This window comes from Nocardia sp. NPDC059240 (genome assembly GCF_042753865.1).
In the GTDB taxonomy this organism is placed as follows: domain Bacteria; phylum Actinomycetota; class Actinomycetes; order Mycobacteriales; family Mycobacteriaceae; genus Nocardia.
In genome coordinates this window covers 46043-69832 of sequence record NZ_JBHZAC010000001.1, presented here as the reverse complement: position 1 = coordinate 69832, position 23790 = coordinate 46043, and the positions used below count along the sequence as shown (strand labels likewise).

Below are 23790 nucleotides of genomic sequence, written 5' to 3'. Positions count from 1 at the left end.
CTGCAACAGATCTGTCGGTGCCCTCTGCGACAGTAGGAACATGGATCCGGTCCACTTCGCCGACGCCACCGCCTTCGACACCTGGTTGCACGCCAATCATGCACTCCCCCAGGGAGTGTGGATCCTCATGGCCAAGAAGGGCTCGGGCATCGCGTCACTGACCGAGGACGAGGCGGTCGACGTCGGCCTGTGCTGGGGCTGGATCTCCGGGCAACGCAAGAGCTTCGACGCCGACCACTACCTCCAGAAATACGTCCCCCGCCGCCCACGCAGCCACTGGTCACAGGTCAACGTCGACAAAGTGGCCGCGCTGACGGCCGCCGGGCGCATGCGCGCGCCAGGCCTGGCCGAAGTAACGGCCGCACAGGCCGACGGCCGTTGGGCGGCGGCATATCCCCCGCAATCGAGCTTCACCCCGCCACCGGACCTCCTGGCCGCGTTGGCTTCCCACCCCGCCGCCCGCGCCGCCTACGAGACCCTCGACCGCACCCGCCAGTACACGATCGTGCTGGACCTCTACCGGGCCATCAACCCGAAAACACGCGCTTCGCGACTGTCCAAAGCCGTCGTGACGCTCGAATCCCCCTGAAACCGGCACATTGCTATCGATGCCGGGCCTCGCGGAAAGAAGCCGCCAAGGCCGGGATGTCGCCCTCGGCATGGATCTCCAAGGCCTGCCGGGACAAGGCGATCGGCGACTTCCGATCCACGAGCACACCTGTCGCCGATGCAACCGCCGCCGAGAACTACGAGGCCGCGCAGGCCGCCGCCGAAGTGCCGAATCTGCACGGCGCCACAGCGGAACTACGTGAGGCGCGGTGACGTTCATTCGAGCCTGGTCAGGCTTGCTGCTCGGTCAGCAGGGGTGCGAGAGTGCGCAGGGAGGGCAGTGGGTCGTCGCCGAGGACTTGAATGGCCACGTGGTCGGCGCCTGCGTGCGCATGCTCGGCCAGGCGGTCGGTGATCTGTGTGGCGTTGCCGTGGGCGACGACGGCGTCGATGTAGCGGTCGCTGCCGGGGGCGACGAGGTCGGTGTCGTCGAAACCCCAGCGGCGCAGGTTGTTGGCGTAGTTGCTCAGACCCACGTAGAAACCGGCCCCCTGCCGTCCCAGGGCGCGGGCGCGGGCCTGGTCCTCGTCGAGAACCACCTTGTGTTCGACCGCCAGCAGGGCGTCGGGGCCGAGGATTTCGCGTAGTTGTGCGGTGTGCTCGGGCACGGTCAGATAGGGCAGCGCGCCCGCACTGCGCTCGCGCGCCAGGGCGGTGACGCGCGGACCGAGCGCGGCCAGGGCTCGGCCTTCGCGCGGTACTCCGCGCGCATCCAGGACGTCGAGGTAGTCGACCAGTGCGTCATAGGGTTTGGCGTAGGTGCCGGTGTGTTCGCGGTGTCCCGCGCCGATGCCGAGCAGGAACCGGCCCGGGAACTTCTCCTCGAGCCGTAGGAAGTCGTCGGCGGCGTCGTCGGGGGCGCTGGCCCAGATGTTGACGATGCTGGTGGCGATCACGAGGGAGTCGGTGGCGGCGAGCAGTTGCTCGAAGCCGTCCCAGTCGGTGGGTGGTGACCCGCCGAGCCAGGCGGTGCCGTAGCCGAGTTCTTCGATTTCACGCGCGGATTCGGGGGTGATCTGCGTGTATCGCTGCCATACGCCGAACTTTCCGAAGTCGTGGATGGTCATGTCCGGCAGCAACACCTCGGCGGCGGCAGTCATTCCCGGGGATCGTTCGCGGGTGCCTCGTCGAATTCGGCGCGGGCGGCGAGGACTTCGTCCATGTGGCCTTCGGCCCAGTGCTGGAGTTGGGACACCACGGCTACGAGGCTTTCGCCGAGCGGGGTGAGGGTGTAGTCGACGCGCACGGGGACCTGGGGAGTCAGGCGGCGGGTGACGAGGCCGTCGCGTTCGAGGGTGCGCAGGGTTTGGGTGAGCATCTTGTTGCTGACCGAGGCGACGGTCGCGCCGATCTCGCCGTAGCGGCGCGGGCCGTCGCGTAGTGCGGCCAGGATCAGGCACACCCATTTGTCGCCGATGGTGTCGAGCATGTTGTGGGTGGGGCAGGCGGCGAGGAAGGCGTTGTAGTCGGTTTTGGCCTGTTCGCGGCGTTGCCCGGCGGTGGTGGTCGTCATCTCGCTCCCCTGTCGACGAATCGCTGCCCTCTTACAGCCGACCCGCCGCGCCCGGCATTCCCGCCTGCGCCAGCGGATTTCGGTCATGGCCCGCGCTCCGGGTGGTGAGCTGGGAACTTTCAGGTGCCTACTGGCCGCAGACCGTCCCGCGCTCCTACGGTGGAACCACGCCCCGCGCCGATCGGATATCGGCGGCGGCGTTCCACCGGTGGACCTTCCTTCCTTCCCGATCACAGGAGTATTTGTCATGCGTGCTGTTGGTTTCTCCCGTTTCGGCGGGTCCGAGGTCCTCGAGGTGTTCGAGGTGCCCACGCCCACCCCGGGTCCGGGTGAGGTGTTGGTGAAAGTCGCTGCCGCACCGGTGAATCCGGTCGATATCGGGGCGCGGGCGGGCGCGTTCGCCGCGTTGCTGCCCGAGCGTGATCATTACGTGCCCGGCGTCGAGTTCGCGGGCTGGATCGAGGAGGTCGGCTCGCACGTGAGCCGCAAGGAGATCGGGCAGCCGGTGGTGGGGCTGCTGCCGTGGCTGTCGACCTTCGAGGGCAGCTATGCCGAGTACGTGGTGCTCGACGCGGACCTGGTGGCTGCCGCTCCGAGCGGTATCGAGTTGAGTGCGGCGGCGACGTTGCCGCTCAACGCGATCACCGCCGATCTGGCCGCGGCCGCCGCGCCCGGCGCGACGGTGCTGGTGACCGGGGCGGCCGGCGGGGTCGGCGGGTATGCGGTGCAGTTGGCGGCCGCGCGCGGTGCCACGGTGATCGCGGTGGCCGGGGCCGACGACGCGGAACTGGTGAGTTCGCTCGGTGCGAGCCAATTCCTGCCGCGCGATGCGGATCTGGTGTCACAGCTGGGGGCGGGCCGCATCGACGCGATCATCGATGCGGCCCTGGTGGGTGCCACGCTGCTGCCGCTGGTACGCGACGGCGGCGCGTTCGTGGCATTGCTGCCTCCGCTCGCGCCACCTGCCGAGCGCGGTATCACGGTGACCACGGTGGCGCAGTCCCCCGACGGCCGTCGGCTGGCCGAACTGGTGGATCTGGTGGAGGCGGGCACCCTGAGTCTGCGTGTCGCCGAAACCTATCCGCTCGCGCGGGCCGCCGACGCGCACGCGCGGTTCGAGAAGGGCGGGGTGCGCGGCCGGTTGGTGCTGCTGCCCTAGCCGATCGCTGCTGTCGTGGTCGATGGCAGTGCTCGGGGCCGCTGCTCGTGTTCGCGGGCGGCGGCCCACGGCCTTTCGTGGGGCCGGCCCTTCGGAGGTGTGGCTCGGGTCAGGCGGCGTCGGCTCGGAGCCGGAATTGGCCGGGTGCGATACCGAATTCGCGTTTGAACGCCTTGGCGAACGCGAATTCGGAGCTGTAGCCGCACTGTTCGGCCACCACCCGCAGCAGCACATCGGATTCGCGCAGCATTCGTGCCGCGCGGGTCATGCGCCACCAGGTGAGGTAGTTGAGCGGGCCGGTGCCGGTGGTGGCGGTGAAGCGTTGCGCGAACACCGACCGAGACACTCCGGCCTGCGCGGCGAGTGCGGCCACTGTCCACGGCGCGGCCGGTTGGGCGTGCATGGCCTGCAACGCGGCATGGACTGCCGGATCACGCAGTGCGGCAACCCATCCGCTCTCGGCGGGGTGCGCTTCGTACCAGGTGCGCACCATGAACAGCAGCAGCACCTCGAGCAGCGGCGCGATCGCCCCGGATCCGTCGCGGGTGTCGAGTTCGTGGCCGAGCAGATCGATCGCGGCGCGCAGCGGACTGTGCCCGACCCGCGCGGGCAGGTGGATCACGTCGGGCAGCTCGACCAGGGCGGGGTGCGGGCGGGAGTCGTCGAGAAGGTAGGCGCCGCACAGCAACACGGTCTCGGGCCCTGCCGCATCGGCACTCCATGCAGTGTCGGCACTCCAAGCATCGGCAGCATTCGACGTATTGGCAGCATTCGATGTATCGGCGGCGCTCGACATTTCGGCGGGTCGCGGTGTCTCGGCCCTGCTCGTACCGGTGGGGCTGTCGGAGAGGGCGTGTCCGCGGCTGCGTGGCGCGAATGCCACGTCGCCGACCTGCAGGTGGATGGGGTCGCCATAGTCGGGCAGCAGCCAGCACGAACCTTGCAGCACCACATGGAATCCCGCGCTGTTGCCCGCCGCCGGGAAGTACGTGGACCAGGGCGCGCGGTGCACGGTGCGGTTGGAGTGCGGGGTGCCCAATCGCATCGCGGCGACCGCGTCGCTGAGTATGTCCACCGTTTCACCGTACCGGCGTTCGCGCCGTTGCTGGACGATCGGATATCGGAACCGGATTTTCGAGCATGGATCGTCCGGTTCGCCGCTCATAGCGTGAAGAGCGAGCCGATTCCCGGCTCCTGTCCTTCACTCGATGGAGTTGTCTCCCATGCGTTTTGCCGTCTACGGCGCCAGTGGTTTCACCGGTTCGCTCATCGTGGCCGAGCTCGTCCGCCGCGACCTCACCCCCGTGCTCGTGGGCCGCGACCCGGCGCGGTTGCTCGCCGTCGCGCAGCGTGCCGGTCTCCCCGATGCCGAGATCCGCGTCGCCGAGCTCACCGATTCCGAGGCGCTGGCCGCCGCGTTCGCCGAGAGTGACGTGGTCATCAATGCCGCCGGGCCGTTCACCCTGTGGGGTGAACCGGTGGTGCGGGCCGCGATCGCCGCGCGCCGCCCCTATATCGACACCACCGGCGAACCCGACTACCTGCGCACCATCCTCGACACGTTCGACGAGCCCGCGAAACAGGCCGGGATCGCGGTCATTCCGGCCGTCACCGATGACGGCGTGCCCGGCGATCTGATCGCCGCCCTCACCGCCGCCCACCTCGACGCCCCGATCAGCGACGTGCTGGTCGCGGATCTGCGCCGCCCCGGGGCCGCCTCCCGCGGCACCGCGCGCACGATGGCCGCGATCACGATCGATCAACAGACCGAATTCCGTGACGGTCGGTGGCAGCCGGTGCGCGAGCCTGCCACGACCATCGGCGAGCCCGGCGAGCCCGGCGAGACCGACCCGGTGGCGGTGTACTCGATGGCGCTGCCCGGCATCTACACCGTGCCCCGCCATGTGCGAACCCCGCAGGTACGCAGCGTGATCCGCGCCGCGGCGGGTGCCCTGTTCGCGAGCCTCACCGCCGAGGTCGCCGAGACGATTGCGGAGATCCCCGACCCGCAGGCGCTCGCCGAGTCGCATTGGCTCATGCTCGCCGAGGCCACCGCCGTCGACGGCCGTCGCGCACGCGGCTGGGTGACCGGATTCGACCCGTACGCCGTCACCGCCGTGATCGCGGTCGAGGCCGCGCGGCGGCTGGTCGCCGACGGCGCGCCCGCCGGAACACTGGCGCCGGCACAGGCATTCGAAGCGGCGAGCTTCCTCGACCAGCTCGCCACCGCGGGAGTGAAGTGGCAGGTCGAGGAGCTCGCCTGATCGAACTAGTTGCCCGCGTCGACCTTCGGGAAGGTGTCGACGACCAGGGTGAGCAGGGCGTCCGCGAGCAGGTGGTGCACCTGCTCGCGGGTCAGGCTGCCGCGCACGATCCATTCGCGCCCGGCGGCCTTGACCAGTCCGCCGTAACAGCGCACCAGCGCCCGCAATTCGGCCGAGTGCAGCGACTCCGACAGGCCCATCATCGTGACCATGCGGTCGGCGGCGGCGTAGTCGGCCTCGTCCAGGATGCGCTGCACCTCCGGATCGTCGCCCACGCCTTCGTGTCCGGTGACCTTCACCCAGGTGCTGCCGTGCTCGCTGATGGTGTCGAGCAGCCACGCCACACTGGCGTCCACCCGCTCCCGGGTGGATCCGCCGGGCACGGTCATCTTCTCCGGGCGCGGCAGCGTCACCATGCGCCGCACCACCGCCAGATACAGGTCGCGTTTGTTGCCGAAGTAGTGATTGATCAGCCCGCGGGCCACTCCGGCTCGCTGTGCGAGCTCCGCGGTCGAGACCGCGGCGTAGGGACGTTCACCGAACATGTCGATCGCGCAGGTGAGGATTTGCGCGCGGCGTTCGTCGGGTTCGAGCCGACGGCGACGCAACGGCGCGTCCGAGGCGTCCTCGGACGCGGTCGGCTCGATGTCGGTATCAGAGTGAGCGGGCAATGAGATCCTTCATCACCTCGTTGGCTCCCGCGAGGATTCGCAGGACCCGAGCGCCGGTGTACAGCTGGGAAATCGGGTATTCGGTCATGTATCCGTAGCCGCCGAAGAACTGCAGGCAGCGATCCACCACATTACCGAGTTGATCGGTCAACCAGTATTTCGACATGGCCGCGGTGGGAATGTCGAGCTCACCGCGCAGATGCTTGCTGATGCAGTCGTCCAGGAACACGCGCCCGACCTTGGCGATGGTCGCGCACTCGGCGAGTTCGAAGCGGGTGTTCTGCATCGCGAACAACGGCTTGCCGAATGCTTCGCGACCCTTGGTGTAGTCGATGGTCAGCTCGACGGCCTTCTCGGTCATCGCGACCGCGAGAATCGCGGTGACCAGGCGTTCCTGCGCGAGCATCTGCATCATCTGATAAAAGCCCTGGCCCTCGACCTCGCCGAGCAGGTTCGAGGCGGGCACACGCAGGCCGTCGAAGAACAGCTCCGCGGTGTCCTGGCCCTTGCCACCGATCTTGGACAGGATGCGGCCGCGGGTGAAGCCGGGGGTGTCCTCGCCGACCTCGGCGAAGATCAGCGAGACGCCGGAGGCGCCCTGGGTGGGGTCGGTCTTGGCGGCGATGATGATGCCGTCGCACAGCCAGCCGTTGGAGATGAAGATCTTCGAGCCGGTGATGACGTACTCGTCGCCCTCACGCACCGCGCGGGTCTTGATGTTCTGCAGATCCGAGCCGGTGCCCGGTTCGGTCATGCCGATCGAGAGCACCATTTCACCGCTGGCCGCTTTGGGCAGCACGCGCGTCTTGAGCTCTTCGGAGCCGAAGTGGTGGATGTAGGGCGCGATGATCGAGGAGTGCACCGACATGCCCAGTGCGCCGTCGCCGGTGTGGGTCTGGGCCTCGATGATGGCCGCCTCGTGCGCGAAAGTGCCGCCGCCACCACCGTATTCGGTGGGGATCGACGCACACAGCAGCCCCAGTTCGCCGGCGCGGTTGTAGAGCGCGCGGTCGGGATGGCCCTGGGCGATGAACTTCTCCTCGTGCGGGATCACCTCCTTCTCGAAGAAGGTGGTGGCCAGTCCTCGTACCGCCTCGACCTCGTCGTCGCTCCATGCGGGGCGTGCCATGGTGTGATCCTTCGCTTGCCTACGGGTGCGCGTCAGCGCCTCGCCCCTCAGCGTGCACGGCTATTGGCGTTGTGTCAACAAAGCGTCAATTGTCGACCGAACGCGCCTGATTCACCTCGGCGAACGTCGTGAAAATCGGCGTGTCCGCCTCCGCCTCGATGCCCTGACGGCGCAGATAGCCATCGATCAGACCCCACGCCAACTCCGTCGCCTGCGTGACGAACTCTTCGGTCTGCTCAGACGTGGGGGTAGCCGAATCCCCCAACCACAGATCCGTCATCGACACCACCGCACCGACCAGCGCCCGCGACAGATAGTCCAACCCCGCCGTCTCCAACGGCACCGCCTCGGCCACCGAGCGCGCCAGCTTCTCCAGCCGCCGCGCCGCATCCCGGCCCAGATCGAACTGCAGCACACCCGATTCCGACTGCTGCAACAGCGGCGCCTGCCCCAGATACCGGAACACGTTGGGATGCTCCAGGATTCCGTTCGCATACTCCGAGAACACCCGCCGCAACGCCGGACGCGGCGGCTGCAGCATCAACGTCATATCCGCACCCGCCGCCGCGAACGCCCGCCGCGACATCCGCGCCGCGATCTCGGTGAAAAGATCACCCTTGTCGGCGAACTGGCGATACAGCCGCGGCTTGGTGATCTGCGCTTCACGCGCGATGTCATCCATGCTCGGACGCGGCCCCGCCCGATCGATCACCCGGATCGCCGCGTCCACGATGTCCTCCCGGGACACCGCGACGGCACTGCTACGAACCACGGGCGAAGCATACACGTACCGCCGGTACGCCCGACCCGGGTGATACAAGCCACAGCACAAGTGCGCACCGGACAATTGCATTCCAGCCAACCGTACTGCCAGTATCGATCACCGTACCGGCAGTACGCACAACCGGAAAGCAGCCGATGTCAGACGCAGCACGCCAACTCAGCGACACCCTGCGGGCACCCCTGCCCGACGCCTTCGACCAGCTCACCGACACCGACCTGGCCGACCTCGACCGCCTGCTGAAGGCCGCCATCGCGCGCCGCGGCGACAACCTCGACACCGCCATCGGCAACTCCCTCGACATCGTCCCGCGCCTCATGCGCCCCGCCGTCAAGAAAGCACTCGGACTATGAGCGAACACCTCGCCGCCGTCGCCGAGACCACCAAACTCGCACGCGTACTGGGCATCACCGACCCCACCGAACTCGACTACCTCGTCGACCTGCCACCCGCCGCCATCCGCGCCTACCGCGAACGCGTCACCGACCTGCTCTTCGACCGCGACACCAAACGCATGAAGGGCATCGCCTCGGCCAGCAAGATCGTGCCCGTCGCCATCAGCTCCAAAATGGCCGAACGCGCCTTCGGACCCGTCCTGTGCGCCGCCGTCGCCAGCGCCGTCGAACCCACCCGCGCCGTCGACATCGCCAAGAACCTCTCGCCGACATTCCTCGCCGAATGCGCCGTGCAACTCGACCCCCGCCGCACCGCCGCCATCATCGCCGCCGTGCCCCCGAAAATGGTCACCGACGTTGCACGCGAACTACTCTCACGCGGCGACCACATCACCATGGGCCGCTTCGTCCACGTCGTCCCCGAACCCGCCCTCCGCGCCGCCGCACCCGTCATGAGCGACCCGGACCTGCTGCGCATCGGCTTCCTGCTCGAAGACAAAACCGCCATCGACAACGTCCTGCACATCGTCGCCGACCGCGTCGCCGGCGTCATCCGCGCCGCCCACGAACAAAACATGTGGGCCGAAGGCATCGACCTGCTCGACTCCATCGCACCCCACAACCGCGCCTGGATCGGCGACATCACCGCAGGACTCGGCGACGCGGTCCTCGACTCCCTCATCACCGCCGTCGCCGAACTAGACGCCTGGGCCACCCTGCTGCCCGTCACCAGCGCCATGAGCCCCGACAGCCTGCGCCTGTTCGCCCAACGCCCCGCCGTCCACGACGAAACAAAACTCGCCGCCATCATGGACGCCGCCCTCGACGGCGGCCAATGGATCAACCTGCTGCCCTTGGCCTCCCACCTCCCGGCCGAACAACTCACCTTCATCGCCGCCCGCGTCGGCGACCAGGACGACAACCGCCTCACCGACCTCATCCGCGAAGCCCACACCGCCGAACTCTGGGCCGCCATGATCCCCGTCGCCCTCGCCCTCACCGACGACAACCGCCGCCGCTTCGCCGGCCTCCCGGTCATGACCGACCCCGAAGTCCTCACCGCCGTCATCACCGCCACCGCCGACCACGACCTCTGGTCCCAAGCCCTCCCACTGGTCGACGCCCTCCCCGACACCACCAAACCCCTCCTCGCCTCCCTCATCGGCGACCTCACCCGCGACCAACTCCACACCGCCGTCCTCACCGCCTCCCGCAGCGAGAACATCCACACCCTCGTCGACATCGCCCTCGCCCAAGAGCAATCCGGCCGCGCCCGCGTCCTCGAGATTCTCGACGGCATGGACGACCTCGAAGAATTCCTCTCCGCCCTCACCCCCGACACCCCGAACGCGGTGTGGCAGGCCCTCATCCAGGTCCGCGACGAAATCCCCACCCGCCTCCTGACACTCCTCGCCGAACGCGCCCGCGAACTCGGCCGCGACGACGACGCCGGCGAGCTCGAACCCCTGAAATCCCTCGAACACAGCTAATGGAAGAATGGGTCGGTCATTTGCCCCCGCACGAAGGATCGACACTCTCTCCGATGGCCGACCAGACGACCCCGGCACTACCGACCGACGCAACGGCCATCGATCCCGACGAGCTGGCCACCTGCCTGCGCGTACTCGAACTCGCCGGGCAGCTCGACAAGGACCATCCGGACTCGGTGGCCGTGCAGCGGGCCGTGGGGCACATGTTCAAGAAGTTCAAGCAGAACAAGCGGACCGCCGCCCGGGATGCGGTCGCCACGGCCGACAAGGAAGTGGTGGCGGCCACCGCCACCGGCTCACCCAACCGGATCGACGACGAAACCGCCGGAATTCTGATCAGCTCGCCCACCGCAGGGGCCAGCGCCGGGACGCTGCTGAAAGCGCGACCCTGCTACATATGCAAACAGCGCTATACCCGTGTGGATGCCTTCTACCACCAGCTCTGCCCCGACTGCGCCGCCAAGAGCCACGCCAAGCGGGACGCCGCCACCAACCTCGACGGACGCCGCGCGCTACTCACCGGCGGACGCGCCAAGATCGGGATGTACATCGCACTGCGACTCCTGCGCGACGGCGCACATCTCACCATCACCACCCGCTTCCCCAATGACGCCATCCGCCGCTTCACCGCCCAGCACGACAGCGCCGACTGGCTGCACCGGCTCCGCGTCGTCGGCATCGACCTGCGCGATCCCGCCCAGGTCGTGGCGCTCGCGGATGATGTTGCGGCACAAGGCCCGCTCGACATCCTGATCAACAATGCCGCGCAGACCGTGCGCCGCAGCGTCGGCGCCTACAGCGCACTCGTCGAAGCCGAGAACGGGCCGCTGCCCGCGGGCGAACTGCCCGACGTCGTCACCTTCGGCAAGACCATGCAGGCCCACCCGACCGCGCTCACCGCGTCGCTCACCCCGGGACTCACCGCCGCGGACATCACCGATCTCGCCCTGGTCGCGGGATCGGCCACCCCCGAACGCATTTCGCAGGGCGTCGCCATCGACGCGGGCGGACTCGTGCCCGACCTCGCGCACACCAACAGCTGGGTGCAGGCGGTCGGCGAGGTCGACGCCACCGAACTCCTCGAAGTGCAGCTGTGCAATTCGGTCGCACCGTTCATCCTCATCTCGCGCCTGCGCCCGGCCATGGCCGCCGCGACCGCCGAGCGCAAGTATGTCGTGAACGTCTCCGCCATGGAGGGCGTCTTCGCCCGCGGTTACAAGGGCCCCGGCCATCCGCACACGAATATGGCCAAGGCCGCGCTGAACATGTTGACCCGCACCAGCGCTCGCGAAATGTTCGAGACCGACCGCATCCTCATGACCGCCGTCGACACCGGCTGGATCACCGACGAGCGCCCGCACTACACCAAGATCCGCCTTGCCGAGGAAGGCTTCCACGCCCCCTTGGACCTGGTCGACGGTGCGGCCCGGGTGTACGACCCGATCGTGCGCGGCGAGGCCGGCGAGGATCTGTTCGGCTGCTTCCTCAAGGACTACGAACCCTCCAACTGGTAGCCGCTCCCCTTCACGAACCGCCCCTCTCCTCTAGGCAGTCTTTGAGGTGAGGGGCACCGAAGGTGACTTTGTCTGAAAAGGTGATTCATGTTTAGATGCGCATATTTCCGTAACGGTATGTTTGTTTCTACTTCTATCGCCCGCTACCACCCCTGAACAGGGCCATAATCGAGCCATGGGCAACAGGTCGATGGCCGGGACGCTGCGCGACCGGATGCCGTTCCTGCGGTGGTCGGTGCTCCGATTCCTGCTGGGCGGGCCGACTTTCGTGCGAACGGGGCAGGTGGGAGACGGGCGAGAGCGCGCGGCCAGGGATTATGTGCTGGCCCACTCCCCCGCCGGCGATCCGGAGGCGGTGCTGGCCGCGTTCGACGACTTCGCGCGCAATCACAGCCTGCTGGTGAACATCGGGGACGAGAAGGGCCTGATTCTCGATGCGGCACTACGGAAGTACGCGCCGCGGCAACTGCTCGAGCTCGGCGGCTACTGCGGCTACAGCGCTATCCGTACCGCCCGCCTGCTCGGCGAGGACGCCCGGCTGGTGTCGGTCGAGATGAGTGCCGACAATGCCGAGATCGCCCGAGAGCTCATCGCGCATGCGGGGCTGGCGGACAGGGCGAGCGTCGTGGTCGGAACCATCGGAGACGGTGGGCAGACGGTCAAGACCTTGGCCGTCGAGCATGGATTCGGTCCCGGCACACTCGATTTCATGTTCGTCGACCACGACAAGAGCGCGTACCTGCCGGATCTGAAGACGATTCTGGAGGCGGGCTGGCTGCATCAGGGCAGCGTGGTGGTCGCCGACAATGTCGCTATCCCGGGTGCGCCGGACTACCGCCGCTATATGCAGGAGGCTCAGGGCACTCGCTGGCGCACGACCGAGCATCACACCCACACCGAATACCAGTCGCTACTCAAGGATCTGGTGCTGGAATCGGAGTACCTGGGCGCACCGGCTCAGTGAGCCAGCGCCGCCCGCTTGCCTTCCAGCACTCCGCGTTCCCGCTCGTTGCCACACAATCCGATGGCGACCTCGAACTCGGCCCGCGCCTCGTCGGTGCGTCCCAGCCGGGCGAGCAGTTCGGCTCGGACACTCGGCAGCAGATGGGAATTCGGCATGGCCGCAGCGTTCTTCAGTTCCTCGACGAGCGTGAGCCCGGCCGCCGGGCCCTGGGCCATCGACACCGCCACGGCGCGATTGAGCTCGACGATCGGTGACGGTGAGAGCCGCCCGAGCGCTTCGTAGAGCACGACGATCCGATCCCAATCGGTGGTGTCGACCGAGGCCGCGACCGCATGACACTCCGCGATCGCCGCCTGCAGCCCGTACGCCCCGAGCCCGCGCCCGCCCCGTGCCGCCTGGTCGAGCGCGGCCCGGCCGCGGCGAATTGCCGCCCGGTCCCAGCGCATTCGATTCTGGTGTTCCAGCAGCACCGGCTGCCCGTTCGAGTCCGTGCGGGCGGGAAAGCGTGCCGAAGTCAGTTCCAGCAGGGCCAGCAGCCCGTGGACTTCGGGTTCGTCGGGCACCAGCCGGGCCAGCACCCGGGCGAGCCGCTGCGCTTCGGCGGCGAGGTCGAGGCGGATCAGGTCTTGTCCGGAGGAGGCCGACGAGCCTTCGGTGAAGATCACGTAGACGACATTGAGGACCGCGCTCAGCCGCGCGCCTCGTTCGTCCGCCGGGGGTATGGCGAACGGAACCTGTGCGGCGGCAAGCGTTTTCTTGGCCCGGGTGATGCGCGCCTGCACGGTGGCCGTCGGTTCGAGGAACGTCTTCGCGATCTCGTCGCTGGTCAGACCGCCGATCACCCGCAAGGTCAGCACCACCTGCGCGGAGCGGGACAGTACCGGATGGCAGGCCACGAACATGAGCGCGAGCACATCGTCGTCGATCTGATCCGGATCCCAGAGCGGTTCCGTGCCAAGGGCTACCGCCGCCGGCGGCGCACCGCTGGCCGCCGTGCCCTCCCCCAGTTCCTGGGCGAGGGCACGGTAGCGATCGTCGCGGACGGCCCGGCGGCGGAAGGCATCGATGGCCCGCCGCCGCCCGACAGTCAGCAACCACCCCGCCGGATTGCGTGGCACGCCTTCGCGCGGCCACGCCACCAGCGCCTCGGCCAGGGCCTCCTGGGCGAGGTCCTCGGCCAGCCCGAAGTCGCCGGTGTACCGCGCCAATGCGCCGACGATGCGCGCGGATTCGATGCGCCACACCGCGGCCACGGCGTCACGTCCGGTGGGGTCTGCCATGGCTCAGCGGATCAGAGTTGCCCGGTGGATTCGCGCCAGGCGCGTTCCTTCTGGATCCACTCGTTGTCCTGCGGGAATTCGTCGATGGTGGTGACGCGGCGGATCTCGGTCTTGAAGCCGGGTCCGAACGACGGTGCGCGCCTGGCCCATTCGACGGCCTCCTCCTTGGAGGCGACATTGAGGATGTAGAAGCCGCCGAAGAGTTCCTTGGTCTCGCCGTAGGGCCCGTCGGTGACCAGCGGCGGTTCGGCGGTGAAGTCGATGACCACCCCGTCCTCCGCGCTGTCGAGGCCCTCGGCCGCGAGCAGCACGCCGGCGCGGATCAACTCGTCGTTGTAGCGGCCCACCGATTCGAGCACCTTCTCGAAATCCGCCTCGGCCATGGACGCGTTGCCCTCGTCGCTGGCACGCCAGATCAGCATGTACTTCATGGGGGTCCTCCTTCGTCACGGGTCGCTTTCCGACCCTTTCACATCAAGGTCGAACGGCTCGGACACGGATCGACACGGCCGCCGAAAAAGTTTGAAATCCCGGCCTATGCTGGGGCTCATGGGCTACCGGCTGCTGGCCGACGCGACCGCGATCGTGCATTTCGTGTTCGTGGCCTACGTCGTGGCCGGTGGTTTCGTCGCCTGGCGGTGGCCGCGCACCATCTGGTTGCACCTGGCCGCCTTCGGGTGGGGTTTCAGCACGGTGCTGTTCAAGTTCGAGTGTCCGCTCACGGATTTGGAGAACTGGGCCCGCCATCGCGCGGGTGAGGCGGGCCTGCCGTCGAGCGGGTTCATAGACCGCTACATCACCGGCGTGCTCTACCCCCGCAGCGCGCTCGAGGAAGTTCGGGTGCTGGTGGTGATCTGTGTGGTGGTGTCCTGGGTGGGCTTGTATCTGCTGTCCAAGCGCCGGGCGGCTATGCGGTTGCCCGAATCGCGCGAATCGGCGTCGTGAGGGCGACGGTGAGCGCCAGTGCGGTTGCCAGTGCCAGCGGCAGTAGGGATTTCGCCGCGTCTGCGAACGAGAATCCGCTCGCGGCGATGGTGGGCTGCAGGGCGGTCGTGGGTAGCCAGGGCTGGATCGCGGGCACGGTCGACAGCAGTAGGCAGCACACGTAGACCCCGGCGGTGATCGCGGCCGCGAGTCCCGCCGTACCGATCCGGGCCGCCATCGCCGCCGCGAACACGGCGAACAGCACCACCGCGATGCCCTGCACGGCAAGCGAACCCACTCCCGTGCCCAGCGGATACGACCCGAACAGCGCCCAGCATTCGTACAGTGCGACTGTGGCCCCGACGAGAGCCGAGGCCGCGATCACGCTCGCGGCGACCAGGATTCGCGGTAGATAGAGCCGTACCGGCGAAACCTCACGACTGAGGTAGTAGATCCCGATCGGCTCGGTACTCCGCACCGCGCATGCCTGCGCGGCCAGGATCATGGCGACGGCCGCGACGAGCAGGCCCGTGTTCTTCACGTACTGCTGCAACCCGTCTCGCCAGTCGGGCACTCGCAACAGCTTGATATCGGCGGACTGCCCGATCAGGTCCGGCAGATATTTCGCGCCGAGCAGCGAGAGGAAGCCGAACAGTACGAAGGCGGCCAGTAGGGCGAGCAGTCGCCGGGTGCGCACCCATCGGTACCACTCGACCCGTAAGACCGTGCGGTTCATGGCCGTTCCCCTATCGCTGCGAAGAACGCGTCCGTGAGGGTGGGCCGCGTGATCCGGATGTCCTCGATGTCGGTGCTGCGGGTGGCGGCGTCCGCCAGCGCGGGACCCCACCCCGGTGGTTCGGCCTCGATGACCCGGCCACCGGTCAGGGCGATCCGCAGTGCGGGTTCGGCGGTGTGCTCGGCCAGGAAATCGGCTGTCGTACCCGCGAATACGGCACGCCCGCCATGCAGGACCAGGAGCCGGTCGGCGAGGTCCTCGACATCGGCGAGCAGGTGGCTGGAGAACACGACGGTCATCCGCTCCCCCAGCTCCCGGATCAGTGCGAGCACGGCGGCCCGGCCCTCCGGGTCCAGGGCGCTGGTGGGTTCGTCCAGGATCAGCACCCCGGGCTCACGGACCAGCGCCGCCGCGATTCCCAAGCGCTGCATCATGCCCCGGGAGAAGCCGCCCGCACGGCGGTGGGCATGCCGTTCCAGATCGACCGCGGCGAGCGCGGCGTCGACCGACCAGGTGCCGGGATCGCGGGCCGGACCGATCGCGAGGGATTGTTCGAGCACCTCGCGCGCCGAAAGCCATGGTTCGAAACCCGGTGTGTCCGGGCAGTATCCGATTGCTCCCAGGCCGATCGGGACGCGAACGTCACCCGCGCTCACCGCTTGCAGCCCGAGCACGGTGCGGATCAGCGTGGTCTTGCCCGCACCGTTGAGTCCGATCAGTCCGATCACGCCGCAGCCGTCGACGCTCCAGTCGACGCCGTCCAGCGCCACGAAGTCACCGAAGCGCACCGCCACGCCGGTGACCTGGACCGACGGCTCACTCACGGGCGGAGCCGGTGTCGCGGCCGATCACCAGGTAGATGATTCCGCCCAACGGAATGCTGATCAGGCACAACACCGCCCATGCCCACTTGGGCAGGTACTTCACCCGTGTTCGGGAGATGTCGTACCAGCAGAAACCTACGAACCCGAGTGCCACCACGACCAATGGCACCAGCGCGGCGACCGGAATGTTCGACACCTGATTCCTCTCCGACGAACGACCCAGCGATTGTTATCACTATTGTGAACATTATTAGGGATGGAAGTAAAGCTGCTAGGGTCGATTCCGTGAACTCCGTCGAACTTCTGCTGCACCCGGTCAGATTGCGGATCGTGCAAGCGTTTCTCGGCGACCGGACCCAGACCACGAACGAACTCAAGTCCGAACTCGGCGACGTTCCCCCGGGCAGCCTCTACCGCCATGTCGCGAAACTCGTCGACGCGCAGGTCCTCGAGGTGGTCACCGAGCGCCGCGTGCGCGGCACCGTCGAGCGCACCTACCGGCTGCGCCCCGCCGCCACCTACGTGGACCCCGCCGCGCTCGCCCAGGCGAGCGTCGAGGAGCAGCATCGCGCCTTCATGGCCTTCGTCGCCGGACTGGTGGCCGACTTCGACCGCTACCTCACCCGCGACGAAATCGACTATGTGCGTGACGGTGTCGGCTACCGCATGTTCGGACTCTGGCTCAACGATGCCGAATTCGCCGAATTCGCCGCTGATCTGGGCCGGGTGGTCGCCACCCGGATGACGAACGGGCCCGCGCCGGACCGCACCAGGCGCCTGTTGCGCACCGTCGTGCTGCCCGACGAACCGGCTCCCGGAAGCGGAACTTGTTCTAGTTCGGCATAATCGCGTAGCTGTCTACGTGAGCAAAGGGGTATTCATGGCCGGCACATCGATCGGGGCGGTCCTGCGCGAGCGGGTGGTCTATCCGGTCCGCACCGCCATCAGCACCGTGCGGGGGCTCGGAAACTTCACGCGCACCGGTCAATTCGGTGACGGCCGCGAGGCCGCCGTGCGCGATCACGTGATCGCCACCGCCGAGCAAGGCAATCCGGGCAGCGTGCTCGAGGCCATCGACAAGTTCGCCCGCACCCGCAGCAATCTGGTGAACGTGGGCGACGAGAAGGGCCTGCTGCTGGATGCCGCGGTCCGGCGCGCGAATCCCACCCTGCTGCTGGAACTCGGCACCTACATCGGCTACAGCGCGGTCCGTACCGCGCACACCATGCCGACCGGCGCGCGGCTGATCTCGGTCGAATTCAGTGCCGCCAATGCCGAGGTGGCGCGCGACATCATCGCGCACGCCGGGCTGGCGGATCGGGTGACGGTGGTGGTCGGCACCATCGGCGACGGCGGCGAGACCGTCCGGCGGCTCGGCGAGGAGTACGGAATCACTGCGGGCTCGGTCGATTTCGTGTTCGTCGACCACGACAAGTCCGCGTACCTGGCGGATCTGAAGACCATTCTCGAGGCCGGGTGGCTACACCCGGGGTCGCTGGTGGTCGCCGACAATATGCGCATCCCGGGTGCCCCGGACTACCTGCAGTACATGCGCGCGGCCGAGGGCACCACCTGGCGCACCGTCGAGCACGACACCCACATCGAGTACCAGACCCTGCTCAAGGACCGGGTACTCGAATCAGAATACCTGGGCTGAGCCGGTCCTCAACTCGAGCGCAGCGTGCGTGCGATCAAATCCGCTATGGCGGGCAGGTTTTCGGGCAGATCCAGATAGAAGTGGCCACCGTCGAAGGTGGCCAGGTCGAAGCCGCCAGTGGTGTAGTCGCGCCACTGGGTCGCCTGCTCGGCGGTGGTGGTCGGGTCGGCGGTGCTGACCAGTGTGGTGATCGGGGTGCGCAGCGGGGAACCCGGCTGGTGCCGATAGGTTTCCACGGCGCGGTAGTCGTTGCGCACGGCGGGCAGGACCAGCTCGGCCAGGCCCGGCTCGTCGCGCAGAATCTGCACTGCTGCCGGATCGTTCGACAGCCGTTCGAGATCGGCGATGAGGGCGGCGTCGGGTCCGGCGTGTAATTGGGCGGTCTCGACGAAAGCCGGTGCGGGACGGCCGGACACGAACAGGTGCGCGATCTCTTGGCCACCGGCTTCCACCCGTCGGGCCGTCTCGTAGGCGACCGTCGCGCCCATACTGTGCCCGAAGATGGCCAGCCGCACGCCCTTCGGCCAGGTCAGCAGGTCCGCGGCGGCGCGGGCGGCCAGTTCGGTGAGCACCGGGACCGGCGCGTCGGCCAACCGGTCCTGACGGCCCGGGTACTGCACGCCGAATACCGCGGTGCCCGAGCCGAAGCGCAGGGCCAGGGAGCGGTAGGCGGTCACCGAGCCGCCGCCGGGCGGGAAGCACACCAGCACGGTGGCGGGGGCGGGGTCGGGCCGCAGCGCGCGCAGCCAGGGGGTCGCGGTGAGTTCGGTGACGGTCACCCGGTCGAGTATGCCGTGAGATTTTCCACCGCGGTCGGGCGCGGTCGCGGCGATACAGTCGGATCATGGCTACCACCGATGACCTGGTCCGCGACTATCAGGCCGGGGTCGGTGTCGCGGGAACACCGCCGGAATCTCCCGAACCGGGCGCGAATCTGGCTGCGGTACTGCCCGTCTGGGCGCTGGCCGGGGGCGCGGTGACCGCGTTCGCCCTGGCCGCGGACCGCTGGCGGGTGGCCTGTGGGATCGAGCCGCTGGGCGCGGCCGTCGATCCGGCGCGGGTGACGGCGGCGTTCTCCAGCGAGCGGTTGTTCCTCCGCGACGGTGCGCGGCCGGACGGCTTCGCAGAGTTGTCAGGTTTCTTCAGGGCTGCGGACGCATGGGTGCGTACGCATGCCAACTACCCGCATCATCGGGCGCGACTGCTCACGGCGGTGGAGTTGCCCGCCGATGCACGCCGCGAAGACTTCACGCGACGGATCGCCACCCTCGCCGCAGCGGATATCGAAGCACGAGCCGCCGCGCACGGGGCCATCGCCGTGCGGGTGCGCGATGAGCGGGAATGGGCCGACAGCCCACAGGGCAAAGCCGCGGCGGCAGGCCCGTTGGTCACCGTCGAAACGTGCGCGGATCGGGGCGGTGTCGAATCAGCCGAGCACGGCGGCATCGAATCATCCACTGCCGCAACGCGGCTGCAGCCGTTGCGCGGACTGCGGGTGCTCGATCTGACCCGGGTGATCGCAGGCCCGGTGGCGACCCGCGCATTAGCCCTGCTCGGAGCCGATGTCCTGCGGATCGACCCGCCGCAGCTGCCCGAGATCGAGTGGCAGTTCCTGGACACCTGTCAGGGGAAGCGGTCCACTGTAGTCGATTTGCGTACCGATCTTCCTGTTTTTCGCGAATTGATCAGCAATGCAGACATAATCATCTCCGGTTACCGACCGGGCAGATTGGAACACCTCGGAGTGCGGCCCGGGGAATTGCGGCCGGGAATTGTGCGAGGCCGAGTTTCGGCATGGGGCGAAACCGGACCATGGGGTGATCGACGCGGTTTCGACAGCATCGCGCAGGCCGCATCGGGAATTTCGCTCATCGAAGGCACACCGGGTAATTCACACCGTGAACCAGTCGTGGGCGTGCTGCCCGCGCAGGCCCTCGACCATGCCAGCGGCTATCTGCTCGCCGCCGGGGTGCTGGACGCGCTGTGCGCCCGGCGCGCCGACGGCCACGGCCGCGATGTCCGAGTCGCCCTCGCCCGCACGGCATCCTGGCTGATCACAGCGCCGGGTCGGACACCGGTTCACGTCGCGCCCGCGACACCCGATCCAGGTACCGCCCGCACGCACGGCGCGGTGACCACCGCGGCACCCGCCCTGACCGCCTACGCGGACTATCCGTGGCCCGCTCCGGAGTACGGTTCGGCGGCGCCCAACTGGCGAGTCCTACCGGTCGGTTCGTAGCGCTTGCGTTTGTATACAACGCGCTGCACGCACACCCGCAAGTGCATCCGCAAATAAAGCGAATTCGCCTTGCAATTCATGTCTTTCGACACACCGAGCTTGACCCCCGCGTGACGTTAATAAATGAGACCCTGAAACCGACATCAATATTGTCGACCCGTGTGTCGACATGCGTATGGAGGACGTCACCGTGGACACACCTGCTCCCTTGCTCAACGCCGCCGATGGCATGACCTCGGTGGGGAGAAGGGAATGGGCCGGATTGGCAGTGCTGGCCCTGGCATGCCTGGTGTACTCCATGGACCTCACCGTGCTGCACCTGGCGGTACCGCAGATCAGCGAGATCCTGCGCCCCACCAGCTCCCAATTGCTCTGGATCATCGATGTTTACGGGTTTCTGGTGGCCGGGCTGCTGCTCACCATGGGCACCATCGGCGACCGGATCGGCCGGCGCCGACTACTCATGGTCGGCGCGGCCGCCTTCGCCGCCGTGTCGATCATCGCCGCTTTCGCGCCCTCGGCCCCGGTCCTGATCGGCTGCCGGGCGCTGCTCGGCGTGGCGGGGGCCACCCTCGCGCCGTCCACACTCTCGTTGATTTTCACCATGTTTCGTGACGCGGGACAGCGCTCGATCGCCGTGGGCGTCTGGGTGGGGGCCTACTCGGTCGGCGGTTCCATCGGACCGCTGGCGGGCGGGATCATGCTCGAACACTTCTGGTGGGGTTCGGTTTTCCTGCTCGCGGTACCGGTCATGGTGCTGCTGATCGTGCTCGCACCCCGGGTACTACCCGAGTACCGCGATCCCGACGCCGGTCGCCTCGACCTGATCAGTGCGGCGCTGTGCACCTCCGCGATGCTGCTGGTGGTGTTCGGGATGAAGAAGGCGGCACAGGACGGTCCCGGACCGGCAGCCTTGGGCGCGCTCGCCGTCGGCTTCGGCATCGGCGCGATCTTCGTGCGCCGCCAACTCAATGTGCCCGAACCCATGCTGGATCTGCGACTGTTCCGGCTGGGCAGCTTCCGTACCGCGCTCACCATCAATATGGTCTCCATCTTCGTGACCTTCGGCTACGCGCTGTTCGTCGGCCAGTATTTCCAACTGGTGCTGGGCATGTCGCCGCTGCGGGCGGGGCTGGCGACCATCCCGGCCGGGCTCGGCTTCATGATCGGCTCCCAGCTGGGACCGCGCATCATGAAGGTGATGCGGCCCGCCTACATGATCGGGATCGGGATGGCCATGGCGGCGGCCGGGCTGCTGCTGCTCACCCGGATCACCGCGACCGGCGGGGTGGAGTTGACCATCGCGGCGTCGCTGCTGGTGTCCTTCGGTCTCGCACCGGTTTTCGGGATCACCACCGAGCTGATCGTCGGTACCGCGCCGCCCGAGCAGGCGGGCGCGGCGTCGGGGCTCTCGGAGACTGGGGCGGAATTCGGCGGTGCGCTGGGGATTTCCATTCTGGGCAGCATCAGCATCGCGATCTACCGCAGCCAGCTCGATGCCAACCTGCCCTACGGGCTGCCCGTCGACGACGCCCATGCCGCGCGCGACACGCTCGGCGCGGCCATGGAAGTCGCGACCACCCTGCCGGGCAAGGTGGGCGACGCGGTCGCCGACGCCGCCAAGCACGCGTTCCTCGCGGGGATGCATCTCACCGCCGCCATCGCCGCGGGAGCCGCGTTGCTGCTGGCGCTCATCGCCATGACGCGGCTGCGGCACGTCCCGCCCGGTTAGACCGATTCAGTTGCCGCGCAAGGCATCGATCGCGGTCACGAACGAATCCCCGTCCAGCAGTTCGGCGGTGGGCGCGATCATCTTCTGCACGGCCAGCCCCTGGAACACCAGGAACAGCAACTGGCCGACCGCCGCTGCCTGATCCTCGGTGAGTTCCGGGTGCACGGTCCGCAGGATCTCCGCCAGATCGCGGTTCGCCACCGCACTCGCCTGCGCCATGAAGACCTGCTGTTCGGGATCACGAGCGATCTGAATGCCGTTCTCGGTGCTGAGCATCAGTCCGTCCCGATTGCGCTCGACCACATCGACGAAGCCGTTCCAGGTCCCGGCCAGCGACTCCCACAGGGTGCGACCCTCCCCCGCCGCCTTGATCGCCGCGTCCATGTCGTCGCCGATCCGGGTGCCGAAGCCCATGGTGATGGCCTCGGTGACCAGTTGATCCTTCGAACCGAAGTGATAGCCGATGGCCGCCAGGCTCACCCCGGCCGCTTTCGCGATGTCGCGGGCGGTCACCTTGGCCAGGCCCCGCTCCAGCACGGCCTGGCGAGCGCCCTCCAGTAGGTCTTCTCGATTTCCCATGACCCCACCCTACCAGCGTCTTAGACATTTGTTCTAGACAACCGTGTCAGAATCTGTTAGACATATGTCTTAGACGGACGTACACCAGCTCACCAGGAGTTCGACATGACCACCACCAACACCCCCCGCATCCTCGTCGTCGGCGGCGGCATCGCCGGCAACACCGTTGCCCTGCAACTGCTTCGGGCCGGCATCTCCGCCACGGTCGTCGAGCGGGCCACCGCTCCCCGGCCGGGCGGCCAGGCGGTCGACCTGCGCACCGCCAGCAAGGAGGCCGCCGAGCGCATGGGCCTGATGCCGGGCATCCGCAAGCTGCAGGTCCACGAGCACGGCTGGGCCTACGTCGACGAGAGCGGCAAGACCTACGCCCGCATCGACGTGGAGATGTTCGGCGGCGAAGGTCCCGCCGCCGAGATCGAGATTTCCCGCGGTGACCTCAACCAGGTGCTGCTGGACCAGATCGCGGAGGTCGGCGGACCGCTGGACTACCGCTACGGCGACTGGGTCGAGCACATCGCCCAGGACGCGACCGGGGCCGATGTCACCTTCGCCTCCGGCGGCACCGAACGGTTCGAGCTGGTCATCGCCGCGGACGGCGTGCACTCGGCCACCCGCCGCATGATCTTCGGACCCGAAGAGCAGTTCGCCACCCACCTCGGCGGATACATGGCGTTCTTCACCATGCCCACCCCCGCCGACGCCGAGGAGGGCTGGCTGACCGGATGCTCGATTCCCAGCGCCTCCTTCGCGATTCGCCCGGATCGTGATCCGGCCACCGCGAAGGGCATCATCACGCTGCGTCAGGACTACGACCCGGCGCTGCGGCGGGATCCGGTGGCGCAGCAGGCCCGGATTCGCGAAATGATCGGCGGCGCAGGATGGAAGGCCCCGACCATCCTCGAAGCCATGACCACCACGCCCGACTTCTACTTCGATCAGCTCGCCCGCATCGATGTGCCGGAGCTGTCGTCGGGCCGGGTCACTCTGCTCGGCGATGCCGGGTACTGCGGCTCCCCGCTGACCGGGATGGGCACCGCGATGGCCATTGTCGGCGCGTACATCCTCGCAGGTGAGATCGCCGCCACCCCAAGCGATCTGGGGCGCGCTCAGGCCCGCTACCAGGAGCTGGTGACCCCGTTCCTGGACAAGGCCAAGGAGCTGCCGGGCGGTGGCATCAAGATGATGCTGCCGACCACCCGGTTCGGTGCCGCCGCGGCACGGATGAACTGGCGGGTGATGACCTCCAAGGTCATGCTGCCGCTCACCAAGAAGCTCTTCGCCCCGGCCACCGCCGACTACGTCCTCCCCAATTACTGAGCCGCAACGTGGC

The 23790-nt window shown here is 67.9% G+C and carries 27 protein-coding genes; 14 read left to right on the top strand and 13 right to left on the bottom strand.

Going from position 1 to position 23790, the window contains the following annotated elements:
• The first annotated feature begins 40 nt into the window (after positions 1–40).
• A complete protein-coding gene (locus ACFXHA_RS00320; protein ID WP_379351823.1) occupies positions 41–589 on the top strand; it encodes a YdeI family protein in 549 nt (182 codons plus the stop codon).
• A gap of 56 nt (positions 590–645) precedes the next feature.
• Positions 646–822 (top strand): hypothetical protein, encoded by a 177-nt coding sequence (locus tag ACFXHA_RS00315; protein WP_379351822.1) that lies wholly within the window; start codon positions 646–648, stop codon positions 820–822.
• A 17-nt stretch (positions 823–839) separates the two neighbouring features.
• On the opposite strand, the gene ACFXHA_RS00310 is transcribed toward ACFXHA_RS00315, so the two are convergent.
• A complete protein-coding gene (locus tag ACFXHA_RS00310; protein ID WP_379351821.1) occupies positions 840–1709 on the bottom strand; it encodes an LLM class F420-dependent oxidoreductase in 870 nt (289 codons plus the stop codon).
• Entirely contained in the window at positions 1706–2122 is a 417-nt protein-coding gene (locus ACFXHA_RS00305; protein ID WP_379351820.1) for a winged helix-turn-helix transcriptional regulator, read from the bottom strand. The genes ACFXHA_RS00310 and ACFXHA_RS00305 overlap by 4 nt, the downstream gene beginning before the upstream one ends.
• 247 nt (positions 2123–2369) lie before the next feature.
• On the opposite strand from ACFXHA_RS00305, the gene ACFXHA_RS00300 reads away from it, so the two are divergent.
• Positions 2370–3281 (top strand): NADP-dependent oxidoreductase, encoded by a 912-nt coding sequence (locus ACFXHA_RS00300; RefSeq protein WP_379351819.1) that lies wholly within the window; start codon positions 2370–2372, stop codon positions 3279–3281.
• 109 nt (positions 3282–3390) lie between these two features.
• On the opposite strand, the gene ACFXHA_RS00295 is transcribed toward ACFXHA_RS00300, so the two are convergent.
• A complete protein-coding gene (locus ACFXHA_RS00295; protein WP_379351818.1) occupies positions 3391–4356 on the bottom strand; it encodes an AraC family transcriptional regulator in 966 nt (321 codons plus the stop codon).
• A gap of 148 nt (positions 4357–4504) precedes the next feature.
• Between ACFXHA_RS00295 and ACFXHA_RS00290 the strand changes: the two genes are divergently transcribed.
• On the top strand, positions 4505–5545 hold the full coding sequence (locus ACFXHA_RS00290) for a saccharopine dehydrogenase family protein (RefSeq protein ID WP_379351817.1): 1041 nt from the start codon (positions 4505–4507) through the stop codon (positions 5543–5545).
• A gap of 5 nt (positions 5546–5550) precedes the next feature.
• On the opposite strand, the gene ACFXHA_RS00285 is transcribed toward ACFXHA_RS00290, so the two are convergent.
• The 3 genes from ACFXHA_RS00285 to ACFXHA_RS00275 form a co-directional block, all read right to left on the bottom strand.
• Positions 5551–6216 carry a TetR/AcrR family transcriptional regulator gene (locus ACFXHA_RS00285; protein WP_379351816.1) on the bottom strand — a complete coding sequence of 222 codons (666 nt, stop codon included), beginning with the start codon at positions 6214–6216 and terminating at the stop codon, positions 5551–5553.
• Positions 6200–7345: an acyl-CoA dehydrogenase family protein gene (locus ACFXHA_RS00280; RefSeq protein ID WP_379351815.1), complete on the bottom strand. Its 1146-nt coding sequence runs from the start codon at positions 7343–7345 to the stop codon at positions 6200–6202. The genes ACFXHA_RS00285 and ACFXHA_RS00280 overlap by 17 nt, the downstream gene beginning before the upstream one ends.
• Positions 7346–7430: 85 nt before the next feature.
• Positions 7431–8117, bottom strand: coding sequence for a TetR/AcrR family transcriptional regulator (locus ACFXHA_RS00275; protein ID WP_379351814.1), 687 nt, complete (start codon positions 8115–8117; stop codon positions 7431–7433).
• A 146-nt stretch (positions 8118–8263) separates the two neighbouring features.
• Between ACFXHA_RS00275 and ACFXHA_RS00270 the strand changes: the two genes are divergently transcribed.
• The 4 genes from ACFXHA_RS00270 to ACFXHA_RS00255 all read left to right on the top strand — a co-directional run bounded on the left by ACFXHA_RS00270 (position 8264) and on the right by ACFXHA_RS00255 (position 12489).
• Complete coding sequence (locus ACFXHA_RS00270; RefSeq protein ID WP_379351813.1) at positions 8264–8479, top strand: hypothetical protein; 216 nt, start codon at positions 8264–8266, stop codon at positions 8477–8479.
• A complete protein-coding gene (locus ACFXHA_RS00265) occupies positions 8476–10011 on the top strand; it encodes a hypothetical protein (protein ID WP_379351812.1) in 1536 nt (511 codons plus the stop codon). Before ACFXHA_RS00270 ends, ACFXHA_RS00265 begins: the two co-directional genes overlap by 4 nt.
• A 53-nt stretch (positions 10012–10064) precedes the next feature.
• Positions 10065–11525, top strand: coding sequence for an SDR family NAD(P)-dependent oxidoreductase (locus ACFXHA_RS00260; RefSeq protein ID WP_379351811.1), 1461 nt, complete (start codon positions 10065–10067; stop codon positions 11523–11525).
• 175 nt (positions 11526–11700) lie between these two features.
• Complete coding sequence (locus ACFXHA_RS00255) at positions 11701–12489, top strand: O-methyltransferase (RefSeq protein ID WP_379351810.1); 789 nt, start codon at positions 11701–11703, stop codon at positions 12487–12489.
• Here the strand turns inward: ACFXHA_RS00255 and ACFXHA_RS00250 are convergent.
• Both ACFXHA_RS00250 and ACFXHA_RS00245 read right to left on the bottom strand, forming a co-directional pair.
• Positions 12483–13769, bottom strand: coding sequence for an RNA polymerase sigma factor (locus ACFXHA_RS00250; RefSeq protein WP_379351809.1), 1287 nt, complete (start codon positions 13767–13769; stop codon positions 12483–12485). The genes ACFXHA_RS00255 and ACFXHA_RS00250 overlap by 7 nt on opposite strands.
• An 11-nt stretch (positions 13770–13780) precedes the next feature.
• Entirely contained in the window at positions 13781–14200 is a 420-nt protein-coding gene (locus ACFXHA_RS00245; RefSeq protein WP_379351808.1) for a YciI family protein, read from the bottom strand.
• Between the two features lie 118 nt (positions 14201–14318).
• Between ACFXHA_RS00245 and ACFXHA_RS00240 the strand changes: the two genes are divergently transcribed.
• A complete protein-coding gene (locus ACFXHA_RS00240) occupies positions 14319–14714 on the top strand; it encodes a DUF2784 domain-containing protein (RefSeq protein WP_379351807.1) in 396 nt (131 codons plus the stop codon).
• Here the strand turns inward: ACFXHA_RS00240 and ACFXHA_RS00235 are convergent.
• From ACFXHA_RS00235 to ACFXHA_RS00225, 3 genes are read right to left on the bottom strand one after another with little or no spacing between them, the layout of a single operon-like run.
• Positions 14677–15429 carry a hypothetical protein gene (locus ACFXHA_RS00235; protein ID WP_379351806.1) on the bottom strand — a complete coding sequence of 251 codons (753 nt, stop codon included), beginning with the start codon at positions 15427–15429 and terminating at the stop codon, positions 14677–14679. The genes ACFXHA_RS00240 and ACFXHA_RS00235 overlap by 38 nt on opposite strands.
• Positions 15426–16253, bottom strand: a complete 828-nt coding sequence (locus ACFXHA_RS00230; RefSeq protein WP_379351805.1) for an ABC transporter ATP-binding protein — start codon at positions 16251–16253, stop codon at positions 15426–15428. The genes ACFXHA_RS00235 and ACFXHA_RS00230 overlap by 4 nt, the downstream gene beginning before the upstream one ends.
• Positions 16246–16449: a hypothetical protein gene (locus ACFXHA_RS00225; protein ID WP_379351804.1), complete on the bottom strand. Its 204-nt coding sequence runs from the start codon at positions 16447–16449 to the stop codon at positions 16246–16248. The genes ACFXHA_RS00230 and ACFXHA_RS00225 overlap by 8 nt, the downstream gene beginning before the upstream one ends.
• Positions 16450–16538: 89 nt before the next feature.
• Here ACFXHA_RS00225 and ACFXHA_RS00220 point away from each other — a divergent pair, with 89 nt between their 5' ends.
• Positions 16539–17099 carry a helix-turn-helix domain-containing protein gene (locus ACFXHA_RS00220; protein WP_379351803.1) on the top strand — a complete coding sequence of 187 codons (561 nt, stop codon included), beginning with the start codon at positions 16539–16541 and terminating at the stop codon, positions 17097–17099.
• A gap of 34 nt (positions 17100–17133) precedes the next feature.
• Positions 17134–17910, top strand: coding sequence for an O-methyltransferase (locus ACFXHA_RS00215; protein ID WP_379351802.1), 777 nt, complete (start codon positions 17134–17136; stop codon positions 17908–17910).
• 8 nt (positions 17911–17918) lie between these two features.
• On the opposite strand, the gene ACFXHA_RS00210 is transcribed toward ACFXHA_RS00215, so the two are convergent.
• The gene (locus ACFXHA_RS00210) at positions 17919–18689 is read right to left on the bottom strand and encodes a thioesterase II family protein (protein WP_379351801.1); all 771 of its coding nucleotides are present in this window, start codon (positions 18687–18689) and stop codon (positions 17919–17921) included.
• A gap of 65 nt (positions 18690–18754) precedes the next feature.
• On the opposite strand from ACFXHA_RS00210, the gene ACFXHA_RS00205 reads away from it, so the two are divergent.
• A complete protein-coding gene (locus ACFXHA_RS00205; protein WP_379351800.1) occupies positions 18755–20149 on the top strand; it encodes a CoA transferase in 1395 nt (464 codons plus the stop codon).
• A 229-nt stretch (positions 20150–20378) separates the two neighbouring features.
• Positions 20379–21881, top strand: coding sequence for an MFS transporter (locus ACFXHA_RS00200; protein WP_379353388.1), 1503 nt, complete (start codon positions 20379–20381; stop codon positions 21879–21881).
• Between the two features lie 6 nt (positions 21882–21887).
• On the opposite strand, the gene ACFXHA_RS00195 is transcribed toward ACFXHA_RS00200, so the two are convergent.
• Entirely contained in the window at positions 21888–22460 is a 573-nt protein-coding gene (locus tag ACFXHA_RS00195) for a TetR/AcrR family transcriptional regulator (RefSeq protein ID WP_379351799.1), read from the bottom strand.
• 105 nt (positions 22461–22565) lie between these two features.
• On the opposite strand from ACFXHA_RS00195, the gene ACFXHA_RS00190 reads away from it, so the two are divergent.
• Entirely contained in the window at positions 22566–23777 is a 1212-nt protein-coding gene (locus tag ACFXHA_RS00190; RefSeq protein ID WP_379351798.1) for an FAD-dependent monooxygenase, read from the top strand.
• The last annotated feature ends 13 nt before the right edge of the window (positions 23778–23790 follow it).